This window comes from Brevundimonas sp. (assembly GCF_041911375.1).
Lineage (GTDB): Bacteria > Pseudomonadota > Alphaproteobacteria > Caulobacterales > Caulobacteraceae > Brevundimonas.
In genome coordinates this window covers 81,084-91,825 of record NZ_JAYRPA010000038.1, presented here as the reverse complement: position 1 = coordinate 91,825, position 10,742 = coordinate 81,084, and the positions used below count along the sequence as shown (strand labels likewise).

Here is a 10,742-nt window from a genome sequence, read left to right as displayed (position 1 = left end):
TGGCCGGTCGGCGCGGGGGCGGCGGGCGCTGCCGGGCGCGGCTGGGGCGTCTCCGGCGGCGGGGTGAAGGTGATGGGCGCGTCGGTGGTTTCGGCCGCCTCGTCGCGATAGACGCGCACGCCCTCGGCGGGATCCACCGGCTGGGCGTCTATGGGCGCGGCGGACTTCATCTCGCCGACCGGCTGTCCCACCGCCGGCGGCGCGTCGGTCGAGGCCCGCAGGCCCGAGCGATAGAAGAAGATCACCGCCACGATAAGCACCAGCAGCACCACCGCGCTGATGATCAGCGTCACCGGCGGCGTCCGCCCGCCGCCGCCCACGCCGCGCCCGCCCGTGCGGGGATCGAAGCTGTTGCGGCGGAAGGGCAGATCGTCGTCGGTCGGCGGCGTATAGGCGCCCCGGCCCGGTCTGTTGTCGTCATCGAAGGACATGGTGCGCTCCGCCGTCTCCAGTCGACGCGAATCGCTGCGCCGGTCGGCCATCCTACCCCGTCGCCCGCCGCTTTCGAATCACAGATCGAGGGCCAGGTCCAGGCTGAACAGCTTCTGGTGCACCTCGATGGCGTAGCGGTCGGTCATGCCGGCGATGTAGTCGCACACCGCCCGCGCCCTCTGCGTCCGGTCCTCCGTCATGGCGGGCACGCCCCACTCGGGCGGCATGACCTCCGGCTCGGCCATGAACAGTTCGAACAGTTGCGACAGCACCCGCCGCGCCTGGCTGCGGGTCCGGTTGACGCGATAGTGGCGATACATCCGCTCGAACAGGAATTGGCGCAGCACCGCCAGGTCCGCGTGCATCGGCCGCGAGAAGTCGACCAGCGTACGCTTCGCCGTCCGCACGTCCTCGGTCGAGGCGATCCGGTCCTCCTCGATCCGACGCGCCGTCTCGGCCAGCACGTCCTCGACCATCACGCCGATCATCCGCCGCACGGCCTCGATCCGCAGCATCCGGTCGTCGATCCCCGGCCAGTCGCGGCGCGCCTCGGCCAGCGTGGGACCGATCAGCGGCACCTCCGCCAGGTCCTGCAGGGTGAACAGCCCGGCCTGCACGCCGTCGTCCACGTCATGATTGTTGTAGGCGATGTCGTCGGCGATCGCCGCGCACTGGGCCTCCAGCGAGGCGAAGGTGCCCAGCCGCAGGTCCCACCCGGCCTCCCCGGCCTTGTCGTACGGCCGCACCACCGACCAGGCCGGCTCGTCCATCCGGTGCGCGACCGGGCCGTTGTGCTTGATGACGCCCTCGACCGTCTCCCAGCTCAGGTTCAGCCCGTCGAACTGCGGATAGCGCTTCTCCAGCTCCGTGATGACCCTGAAGCTCTGCACATTGTGGTCGAAGCCGCCATAGTCGGCCATCTGCACCACCAACTCGTCCTCGCCGGCATGAGCGAAGGGCGGGTGGCCCAGATCGTGAGCCAGGGCGATGGTCTCGGCCAGGTCGTCGTCCAGCCGCAGAGCGTGGGCCAGCGAACGCGCGATCTGCGCCACCTCCAGCGAATGGGTCAGGCGGGTGCGATAGTGGTCGCCCTCGTGCGCCACGAACACCTGGGTCTTCTCCTTCAGCCGGCGAAAGGCGGTCGCATGGATGATGCGGTCGCGATCCCGGGCGAAGGGCGTGCGCGTGCGGCTGGGCGGCTCGAAGAACCGGCGGCCCAGCGTCAGGTCGGGCTTTTCGGCGAAGGGGGCTCTCGGCGTCTGGCTCACGTCATCAACTTTGAAGCGCCTGAAATCTTGAAAACGGGGCCTTTGCGAACGCCCGTCCGCGCCTCATATAGACAGCTGTGAGCATCGTCCAATCCACAGAACCGTCCACAGCCGCCTTCTCGGTGGCCCCTCGCGCGCCGGAAGGCATCGTCCTGGCGGCCAGCGCCGCCAAACGCCTGGCGAAACTTGGCGCGGTCGAGGGCAAGGCGCTAATGCTGCGCGTCGCGGTGGACGGCGGCGGCTGCTCGGGCTTCCAGTACCGGTTCGAACTGGTCGAGACGGCCCAGGACGACGACCTGCGCATCCAGACCGACGGCCAGGCCGCCCTGATCGACCCCGTCTCGGTCCCCTTCCTGAAGAACTCCGAGATCGCCTACGTCGATGAACTCGCGGGCGCCCAGTTCGTGGTCAGAAACCCCAACGCCGCCTCCAGCTGCGGCTGCGGCGTCAGCTTCTCGATCTGAACAGGCGCGCCCAGGCGACGGCTGCGACGGTCGTCGCCAGCAAGGTCGATCCGATCCCGTCCCAGGCGCCGTCTCCCAGCAGGGCGGCGACCAGCCCGACCAGGCTCAGCACGAACAGAACCACGGGCACGGCGAAGATGGCGCCCAGGCTCAGGGCCCTGTGGCTTCGGCGGGTCATGGCGCCTTCCGCTTGGCCAGCCACAGATAGACGCCCGACCCCAGGATGATGATGGTTGCAATGTCCAGCAACGCCCACAGGATCTTCAGCGCCAGCCCGCCGTAGTCGCCGAAGTGCAGCGGCTGGGACAGCGACAGCGCCTTTACATACCAGGGCGTCGGCGCCACGGCCGCCAGCGCTCCTGTCCGTGCATCGATCAGGGCCGGCGTGGTCAGATGCGTCGTCAGCGGCGTGTCGCCGTGGAAGAAGACGGCGTAGTGGTGATCGGTCGAATAGTCCGTCCCCGGAAACGCCACGAACTGCAACTTCATGCCCGGCAGGGCCAGCTTGGCCCGCTCCACCGCCGCATCCAGCGACGCCCGCTCGCCGGCCGGCGCGGGGGCGTCATAGGCGACGGTCAGCTCCTTCAGCGCCGTGTTCTTCCAATAGGCCAGGATCGGCGTCGCCAGGGTGTTGACCACCCCCGTCACGCCCACGACCAGCACCCAGGCCACGGTCACCACGCCCAGCAGGTTGTGATAGTCCAGCCACCGCGTCCGCGCCGCCTTCTTCACCCGCACCGTTCCGAACGGCAGTCGCTTCATGAAGGGCGCATAGAGGACCACCCCCGACACCACGGCCACGACCAGCAGCAGGCCCATCGCCCCGAGGAACAGCATGCCCGGCAGCCCCAGGAACATGTCGGTGTGCAGCTGGAGCAGGAACTCCATCACCGGATGCCCGGCGACCGGCGGCGCAGGCTCCCCGCTGGTCTGATCGATGGGCTGGAAGTTGTATTTCCCCGCCGGGCCGTTCGGGTCGACGCTGGTGACGTTCACCACCGGCCGGTCCTCGTCGAAGCTCATGAAGGCCGCCACGTCGCCCGGATGGCGCGACAGCGCGACCTCCAGCACCTGATCCAGATCCAGCCTTCGGCCATCGGCGTGGGCCGGCTCCCACGCCTGGTGCAGCAGCACCTCGTCGATCTCGTGCATGAACACCAGCGGCAGGCCCGTGACGCACAGCTCCAACAGGAACACGGTCGAGACCAGGCTCGACCATTTGTGGACCCAGGACCAGGCGCGGATGGTCCGCGTCTTCATTCTGATCAGAACTCCGCCGAAACCGACAGGCGGAAGGTGCGCGGCGCCCCCAGCGTCAGATAGCCGGAGGTCGGGGCGTAGCCGCCCACGGCGACCCACTGGTCCTCATCGGCGATGTTCTCGATCCGCGCGCGAACCGTCAGCGGCTTGCCGCCCGCCTCGAAGGCATAGCGCACGCCCGCGTCGAAGCGGGTCCAGGCGTCCACCTCGACCGTGTTGTCCGTGCTGACCGGCTGTTCGCCCGTATGGACGACCCGCCCCTCCAGCGTCAGACCCGCCAGCATGGGCACGTCCCATTCGACGTTCAGATTGGCCTGGATCTCGGGCGAGCCGGTGGGGCGCAGGCCGACCAGCGCGGCGTCCAGCGAACGGGTGATCTCGGCGTCCAGCCAGGTCGCGCCGCCGATCAGGCGCACGCCCGCGACCGGCTCGCCATAGACCCCCAGCTCGACGCCGGTGTTCTGCTGCTCGCCGTCGGCGGTGTAGTTCTGACCGTCGAAATAGGCCTGCGGGCGGTTCGCCTGGAAGACGCTCAGCGTGCCGCCGAACGCCCCCGCGTCATACTTCACGCCGACCTCGTATTGCTCGGACTGGAACGGCGCCAGGACTTCACCGGCGTTGCCGACCGGCTCGCCGCCGACCTGGGCCGGGGCTGTCGCCCCCGGCTGCAGCGCCTCGGCGTAGTTGGCGTAAAGCGACAGGCGTTCGCTGGGCTTGAACACCACCGCAAACGCGGGCGTCCAGGCGTCGCCGTCATAGGCCGAGATCTCCGCGCCGGTGTTGTAGTCGAACGACCGGGTTTCGATCTCCTGATAGCGCACGCCGGCCGTGGCCAGCAGGCGACCGCCCAGCAAGGACATCATGTCCGCAAAGGCGATCGAACGGTTGTTCACACGCTCCGTCACCAGCGGATCGGACAGGTCGCCGCCGACGAAGAAGTCGGGCGTCGGCGCCGTCACGTCGATCGGCTCGTACAGATCGCTGGCGAAACCGGCGAAGTTCGAAAAGGCGTAGGCGTTCTTGGACTTGGACCGCACTTGCGACGCCGAGGCGACCAGTCGGTGCCCGACCGGTCCCGTCGTCACGTCCGCGCGCAGGCCGACGTCGCCCGCCCACACCGTGTCCTCGCGCACATTGTCGAAGCGATAGGCGCTCAGCGTTCCATCGTCCGCCGCGTTCGGATTGGCCAGGACGTTGTCCTCCTCGCCCCGACGCCCTCCCACGGCCGCCCAGGCGGTGACGCGGTCGGTCAGGTCGAACTCGCCGCGCGCGGCGCCGAACAGCTGTTCGTCGTCGGTATAGGTCCAGGGCTGGGCGAAGTTGGCGTCGGCCGAGGGCGCCTCGGGAACCGCGCCGTTCGGCGTCACCTGCGGACGCGGCGCGTCGATACGGTGGTCCTGCCAGCCCAGATCGGCCGAGAAGCGGGCCCGCTCGCCGCGACGATCCACGCCCAGACCCAGCACGCGCAGTTCGCTGTGCTGATCCTCGACCGCGCCCTCGCCGGCCCGGCTGACCAGGTTCAGGCGCGCGCCCCAGGCGTCGTCGGCCCCGAAGCGCCGCGCCAGATCGGCGGCGGCGTAGATCTCGTCTGCGCCTTCCCATCCGGCCGTCAGCCGGTTCAGGTCCGCGCCCGTCGCTCGCTTGGGCACCAGGTTGAAGGCGCCGCCCACCCCGCTGCCGCCCGGCGCCGCGCCGTTCAGGAAGGCCGTCGCGCCGTGGAAGACCTCGACCCGCTCAAGCAGTTCCGGCGCCACATACTGGCGCGGCAGCACCCCGTACAGGCCGTTGTAGGTCATGTCGTCCGAGTAAACCGGGAAGCCCCGGATCAGATAGACTTCCTGGAAGTTGCCGAACCCCTCGGTCACCCGCACGGCCGGATCGTTCTGCAGCACGTCGCCGACGCTGCGGGCCTGCTGGTCGCGGATCAGCGTCTCGGTATAGCTGGTCACGTTGAACGGCGTGTCCATCACATCCAGGGCGCCGAACAGGCCGACACGCCCGCCTCGCGCCACCTGCCCGCCGGCGTAGGCGCCGGGCAAGCCCACCTGCGACCCGCCGGTCACCACGATCTCCCCCAGTTCCACCACGCTCGGCTGACCCTGCTGCGCCAGGGCGGGCGTGGCCGCGGCCAGGGCCAAGACACTGACGGCGCAGGCGAGACGGGACGAACGGATCATGGATTGCAACGCATTCTCAACGTAGGGAGGAGGTGGCGCTCCTTACGCCCTGTTGCGACCGGCTTGCAATGGCGAAGGCCAAGGTTGCGACATTTTGCGGTCGTGAGACCTTGCTTTTCGCCTCCGGCCAACGGCCTCATGACGTCGCCACTCCTGCGGAGACCGCCATCTGATGCTGCCCATCGCCCTTCTCGCCGCCAGCCTCCTCGCCGGCCCGGTCTCGACCGAGATCGCCCTGCCCGCTCAGCCGGCGCCGCTTCATGGAACCCTGCTGACGCCCGAGACGCCGGCCTCGGCCGTCGCCGTGATCCTGCCGGGCTCGGGTCCGACCGACCGCGACGGCAACCAGGTCCCCGCCATCCGCGCCTCCACCTATCGCCTGCTGGCCGAAGGCCTGGCGGACCAGGGCGTCGCGACTGTCCGCATCGACAAGCGAGGCATAGGCAAGAGCGCCGCGGCCGGGTTCGACGAGTCCAAGCTGCGGTTCGACGACTACGCCGCCGACGCCCGCGCCTGGGCCGCCGAGGCCGCCCGCCTGACCGGCCGTCCCTGCGCCTGGCTGATCGGCCACAGCGAAGGGGCCCTGGTGGCGCTTCAGGCCGTCCGTGGCGACGACGACGAGATCTGCGGCCTGGTCCTGCTGTCCGGCGCCGGCCGGCCGGCGGGCGTGGTGCTGCGCGAACAGCTGACGGCCCTGCCCGAACCGATGAAGACCCAGGCCTTCGCCGCCCTGACCGAGCTCGAGGCCGGCCGCGCCGTCGCCGACGCGCCGCCGGCGCTCGCGGCCCTGTTCCGTCCCTCGGTCCAGCCCTATCTGATCTCGTGGCTGCCGCTGGACCCCGCCGCCCTGCTCGCCGCCTACGACGGCCCGGTCTTCATCGGCCAGGGGACCACCGACCTCCAGATCGGCGTCGTGGACGCCCAGGCCCTGGCCGCGGCCGACCCCGAGGCCACGCTGAAACTCTGGGACGGCGTCAACCATGTGCTTAAGGTCGCCCCGTCAAACCGCGCCGCCAATCTCGCCGCCTACGCCGATCCCGACCAGCCGCTAGCGGCCGGCGTCGTCTCCGACGTCGCAGGCTTCATCCAAGCGCATAGCCCCGCTCAGTGATCGCTTTCGTTCCGCGCCGCATCCGCCAGGGCGAAGAACCGCGCCCGCACCTCCGCCGCAAACGGGTTGTCGCGTTCGATGGCGCGGAAGACGGCGGGGCTGTCGTGGCGGACCATGTCGACGGCCTGCATCAACCGGTCGAAGCTGGCGGTGGTCATGCGCGTCGGCAGCGGCTCCATGGCCATCAGGACGCGGGCGATCAGGTGGGTCAGGCCCTGGACCACGGCGGCCTCGCGGTCGTGATCCTCGGGACTGACTGAAAAGACCTTCAGCCCCAGCGCCCGGCGGCAGAAGGCGGCGACGCGGCGCGCGTCCTTTCCGCCTCGTACTTCGCACACGGCGATGCGCAGGCCCGCGATGCCGTCCTTGCCGCTCTGCGGGCCGAGCAGCGGGTGGGTTCCGACGATCCGCACGCCGGGCGGCAGCAGGGCGTCCATCGCCTTGGCCGGCTTCACCTTCACCGAGCCCACGTCGATCACCAGGGCGCCCCGCGCCAGATGCGGCCGGATGGCGCTCAGCGTCGCCTCCAGCGCCTCGACCGGCACGGCCAGCACGACCGTCGGACAGGCGGCGGCGGTCGCCAGGTCGGCCAGCGTCGCCACCCCCTCCCCGTCCGTGGCCGCCGGATCGTGGGCCACGATGTCGAACCAGGCCGACAGATGCCGCGCCGTCAGCCGGCCGAAGGCGCCGAAGCCGATCAGGCCGAGCTTTTCCCTCACAGCGTCTCCATGAACCGCACCGGCCGCCCGTGCGCCGATCCGATCAGTTCGCCGTCCTGCATCACCACCCGCCCGCGCACGATGGTCGCCATCGGCCAGCCGGTCGCCTCGACGCCGTCGAACGGGGTCCAGCCGCAGCGCGTCGCCTGCTGGTCGTGCGTGATCGTCTTCTTCGCCTTCAGATCGACAATGGTCAGGTCGGCGTCATAGCTGACGGCCATCCGTCCCTTGTTGGCCGTGCCGAACACCCGCTGCGCCCCGCCCGAGGTCAGGTCGATGAACCGCTCCAGGCTCAGCCGGCCGTTCGCCACATGGGTCAGCATCAGCGGCACCAGCGTCTGCACCCCCGGCATGCCCGACGGAGACGCCGGATATGGCTTGGCCTTCTCCTCCTTGGTGTGCGGCGCGTGGTCCGAGCCCAGGACGTCGGCCACGCCCTGCTGCATCCCCCACAGCCACAGCGCATCGACATGCTCCTGCGAGCGGATCGGGGGGTTCATCTGGGCATAGGAACCCAGCCGCTGATAGGCTTCCGGCGCGACCAGCGTCAGGTGCTGGGGCGTGATCTCGACGGTGGCGACGTCCTTGTGGAAACGCAGGAACTCCATCTCGTCCCGGGTCGTGACGTGCAGCACATGGATGCGCGCGCCCGTCTCCTTCGCCAGGCCGACCAGCCGCCGCGTGGACATGATGGCGCTTTCGGCGTCGCGCACTTCCGGGTGGCTGGTCCAGTCGCCGGTGCGGGCCAGGCCGCGCCGGTCCGCCAGCCGGTACTCGTCCTCGGAATGGAAGGTGGCCCGGCGGCGCACGTTCGACAGCACCTTCCGAACCCCGTCGTCGTCGGCGATCAGCAGGTCGCCGGTCGAGGCGCCCATGAACACCTTGACCCCGCAGCAGCCGGGCAGCCGCTCCAGCTCGCCCAGATAGTCCGCATTCTCGTGCGTGCCGCCGACATAGAAGGCGTGGTCGGTCCACATCCGGTCCTTCGCCCGCGCCAGCTTGTCGGCCATGGTATCGGGATCGGTGGTGTTGGGATTGGTGTTCGGCATTTCGAACACGGCGACGACCCCGCCCAGCGCCGCCGCGCGGCTGCCGGTCTCCAGATCTTCCTTCCACTCCAGGCCGGGTTCGCGGAAGTGGACCTGGGTGTCGATGACGCCCGGCAGAACCGTCAGGCCCGCCGCGTCGAACGTTTCTCCGGCCGAGGCCTGGCTCAGGTCGCCGATGAAGGCGATCTTGCCGTCGATCACGCCGACATCCGCCATGCCGCGTCCCGCATGGTTGGCCACCTCGCCGCCGCGCACGATCAGGTCATAGGTCTGGGTCATGGGGCGGGCTCCTGCGGCTGGTCGCCCCGGTTCTAGCGGATGCCGCGCCGATCATGAAAGCCGCTAAACGCTCTCCGGCCCCGTTCGGGCGAGCGGGTTCAGCCCCGCTCCCTCAACACCTTCTGCGCCGCCTTCAGCACCCGCTCCCACGGCAGATCCATCATGTGCTGGATCGCCTGGTTCAGGTTCGGGTCCAGCTTTCGGAACTCCTCGAAGCTGCGCGGCCCGCGCACGGCCACGCCCTTCCAGGGGCCGCGCACCGTCTCGTCCGACGGGCCGAACACGGCGATCACCGGCGTCCCCGCCGCCACCGCCAGCTGCGTCCAGATCGAGTCCGCCCCGACGTACAGCACAGCCTTCGACAGCGCCGCCGCCGTCTGCAGCCGCGTCAATCGACCCTGCAGCTCGATCACCCGCGCCCTTGGCACGGCGTAGCGGATGGTGTGCGCCGCCTCGCGATCGATCTCCTCGCCGACGATCATCAGGCGACCGCCGGCCAGCGGCCCGTCCTCGGCCAGCAGCTTGGTCGCCACCTTGGCGTAGCGTTCGGCCGGCCAGCGCTTGCCCATCCATTCGACGCCGGGCCCGACCGCCAGTATGGGCCCGTCGCCGCCGCTCGCCGGGATCATCGCCTCGACCTGGCGCATCGTCTCGTCGGAAACATACAGCCGCGGCGCCGGCGTCTCGTCCGGCTCCAGCTTCAGCACCCGCGCCGCCGCCTCGACCGCGTGCAGCCCGGGTTGGTCCTTGCCGCGCACCGCCCGCTTCTGTCGCCGCAGCTTGCCCGACAGGGCCGAGCCGCGCATGTCGACCACCAGCCCCCATTTAGTCGCCCGCACCTGGTTCCACAGGGCCAGCCACTCGAAATGTCCCTCGCGCTCCAGCACCAGCAGTTCGTCCAGGCGCGGCGTATCGGCGAACAGAGGGGCCGATGCGGCCGATCCGACCACGGTGAACCGCGCCTGCGGCAGGCTGTCGACCAGGTGGCTCAGCACGCCGGACGACAGCACGGCCTGCTCGGCGTCGGCCTCGGCTATGTAAAGGATGGGAAAGCGCCCGATCATCCGTTGCATGACTAAACGGATTCTGGCCGGAGTTCAGCGGCCACGTGGGGTTTTCCACCGTCCTGAAGATGCGATACAGCGACGCGATGAAAAATGCGCCCGATCCCGCAGCGACCGCCGCCCTGGAACGCTTCCGGGCTCAGCGGGTCACGGCCCTCTATCGGCTGGACCTGATCGAGAAGGGCGCGACCCTGACCTATGATGACGGGACGGCCGTCGACATGGCGTCGGAGAAGGCCCGGCTGCAGGCCATGGCCGCCGACATGGACCGCCGCATCGCCGCGCTCGAACGCGAGCTGGACCGGGCTTGAGCCTTCCGCTCCTTCCCGAACGGACTTGCGGCGGCTGCGTCGAATGCTGTCGCGTCATCCCGCTGGACCTGCCTGAACTGGCCAAGCCCACGGGCCAACTGTGCGCCTATTGCGTCGACGGCGCCGGCTGCTCGGTGCACGAGATCCGGCCCCAGACCTGCCGCATCTGGTTCTGCCTGTGGCGTGCGGTAGAGCTTTCCGACGACTGGCGACCCGACCGCAGCGGCGTGCTCGTTCGCCCCGACGGCGTCGAGGACGGCGTCATCACCCTCTACGTCGTCCGTCCCGGCGAATTCCTGGCTTCCGAGGATTTCTTCGTCACGATCGCCGGCTGGATCGCCGAGGGGATCGAAGTCGCGCTCAGCGTTCCGGGGCCGGTCGGAACCTATCCCGCCCGCGCCGTCGTCACCGACTGGCTGCGCCCGGCCGTGGAGGCTGGCGACCCCGCTGACTTCCTGGCCCGCATCCTGCGCTCGCTGGACAAGCTGGCCGAGCACGACTTCCAGCCGGACGGCGTCATCGCCCGCTACGCCGTTGTCTGAAGACCGGGACTCTCAAGACCGATACTCCGACACCCCTCGGCCGCGATTGGCGAGACATTGGAGACA

Annotated in this window: 11 protein-coding genes and 1 pseudogene; 4 read left to right on the top strand and 8 right to left on the bottom strand. The window is 69.7% G+C overall.

Annotated features, from left to right (window positions below; genetic code table 11):
- Positions 1-431, bottom strand: a pseudogene (locus ACE3PU_RS07990) (SPOR domain-containing protein); the annotation flags it as partial.
- 78 nt (positions 432-509) lie between these two features.
- Positions 510-1,700, bottom strand: coding sequence for a deoxyguanosinetriphosphate triphosphohydrolase (locus ACE3PU_RS07985; RefSeq protein WP_374388464.1), 1,191 nt, complete (start codon positions 1,698-1,700; stop codon positions 510-512).
- Positions 1,701-1,822: 122 nt separating this feature from the next.
- Here ACE3PU_RS07985 and erpA point away from each other — a divergent pair, with 122 nt between their 5' ends.
- On the top strand, positions 1,823-2,164 hold the full coding sequence (erpA, locus tag ACE3PU_RS07980; RefSeq protein WP_374388470.1) for an iron-sulfur cluster insertion protein ErpA: 342 nt from the start codon (positions 1,823-1,825) through the stop codon (positions 2,162-2,164).
- On the opposite strand, the gene ACE3PU_RS07975 is transcribed toward erpA, so the two are convergent.
- From ACE3PU_RS07975 to ACE3PU_RS07965, 3 genes are read right to left on the bottom strand one after another with little or no spacing between them, the layout of a single operon-like run.
- Positions 2,148-2,342, bottom strand: coding sequence for a hypothetical protein (locus tag ACE3PU_RS07975; RefSeq protein WP_374388462.1), 195 nt, complete (start codon positions 2,340-2,342; stop codon positions 2,148-2,150). The two genes, erpA and ACE3PU_RS07975, sit on opposite strands and share 17 nt — an antisense overlap.
- A complete protein-coding gene (locus ACE3PU_RS07970) occupies positions 2,339-3,424 on the bottom strand; it encodes a PepSY-associated TM helix domain-containing protein (RefSeq protein ID WP_374388460.1) in 1,086 nt (361 codons plus the stop codon). The genes ACE3PU_RS07975 and ACE3PU_RS07970 overlap by 4 nt, the downstream gene beginning before the upstream one ends.
- Before the next feature lie 5 nt (positions 3,425-3,429).
- Positions 3,430-5,601 carry a TonB-dependent receptor gene (locus ACE3PU_RS07965; RefSeq protein WP_374388457.1) on the bottom strand — a complete coding sequence of 724 codons (2,172 nt, stop codon included), beginning with the start codon at positions 5,599-5,601 and terminating at the stop codon, positions 3,430-3,432.
- A gap of 172 nt (positions 5,602-5,773) precedes the next feature.
- On the opposite strand from ACE3PU_RS07965, the gene ACE3PU_RS07960 reads away from it, so the two are divergent.
- Positions 5,774-6,712, top strand: coding sequence for an alpha/beta hydrolase (locus tag ACE3PU_RS07960; RefSeq protein WP_374388455.1), 939 nt, complete (start codon positions 5,774-5,776; stop codon positions 6,710-6,712).
- Here the strand turns inward: ACE3PU_RS07960 and ACE3PU_RS07955 are convergent.
- From ACE3PU_RS07955 to ACE3PU_RS07945, 3 genes are all read right to left on the bottom strand, one after another.
- A complete protein-coding gene (locus tag ACE3PU_RS07955; protein WP_374388453.1) occupies positions 6,706-7,431 on the bottom strand; it encodes a prephenate dehydrogenase/arogenate dehydrogenase family protein in 726 nt (241 codons plus the stop codon). The two genes, ACE3PU_RS07960 and ACE3PU_RS07955, sit on opposite strands and share 7 nt — an antisense overlap.
- Positions 7,428-8,759 (bottom strand): dihydroorotase, encoded by a 1,332-nt coding sequence (locus tag ACE3PU_RS07950; RefSeq protein WP_374388450.1) that lies wholly within the window; start codon positions 8,757-8,759, stop codon positions 7,428-7,430. Before ACE3PU_RS07950 ends, ACE3PU_RS07955 begins: the two co-directional genes overlap by 4 nt.
- 98 nt (positions 8,760-8,857) lie before the next feature.
- Positions 8,858-9,832 (bottom strand): glycosyltransferase family 9 protein, encoded by a 975-nt coding sequence (locus ACE3PU_RS07945; RefSeq protein ID WP_374388448.1) that lies wholly within the window; start codon positions 9,830-9,832, stop codon positions 8,858-8,860.
- Between the two features lie 77 nt (positions 9,833-9,909).
- On the opposite strand from ACE3PU_RS07945, the gene ACE3PU_RS07940 reads away from it, so the two are divergent.
- Both ACE3PU_RS07940 and ACE3PU_RS07935 read left to right on the top strand, forming a co-directional pair.
- On the top strand, positions 9,910-10,134 hold the full coding sequence (locus ACE3PU_RS07940) for a hypothetical protein (RefSeq protein WP_374388446.1): 225 nt from the start codon (positions 9,910-9,912) through the stop codon (positions 10,132-10,134).
- Entirely contained in the window at positions 10,131-10,676 is a 546-nt protein-coding gene (locus ACE3PU_RS07935; RefSeq protein WP_374388444.1) for a hypothetical protein, read from the top strand. The genes ACE3PU_RS07940 and ACE3PU_RS07935 overlap by 4 nt, the downstream gene beginning before the upstream one ends.
- Positions 10,677-10,742: the final 66 nt, after the last annotated feature.

What these genes read in the sequence shown, in the direction of transcription:
- ACE3PU_RS07975 (WP_374388462.1), bottom strand. Translation starts at nt 2,342, where the DNA reads ATGACCCGCCGAAGCCACAGGGCCCTGAGCCTGGGCGCCATCTTCGCC.
- ACE3PU_RS07970 (WP_374388460.1), bottom strand. Translation starts at nt 3,424, where the DNA reads ATGAAGACGCGGACCATCCGCGCCTGGTCCTGGGTCCACAAATGGTCG.
- ACE3PU_RS07965 (WP_374388457.1), bottom strand. Translation starts at nt 5,601, where the DNA reads ATGATCCGTTCGTCCCGTCTCGCCTGCGCCGTCAGTGTCTTGGCCCTG.
- ACE3PU_RS07960 (WP_374388455.1), top strand. Translation starts at nt 5,774, where the DNA reads ATGCTGCCCATCGCCCTTCTCGCCGCCAGCCTCCTCGCCGGCCCGGTC.
- ACE3PU_RS07950 (WP_374388450.1), bottom strand. Translation starts at nt 8,759, where the DNA reads ATGACCCAGACCTATGACCTGATCGTGCGCGGCGGCGAGGTGGCCAAC.
- ACE3PU_RS07945 (WP_374388448.1), bottom strand. Translation starts at nt 9,832, where the DNA reads ATGCAACGGATGATCGGGCGCTTTCCCATCCTTTACATAGCCGAGGCC.
- ACE3PU_RS07940 (WP_374388446.1), top strand. Translation starts at nt 9,910, where the DNA reads ATGAAAAATGCGCCCGATCCCGCAGCGACCGCCGCCCTGGAACGCTTC.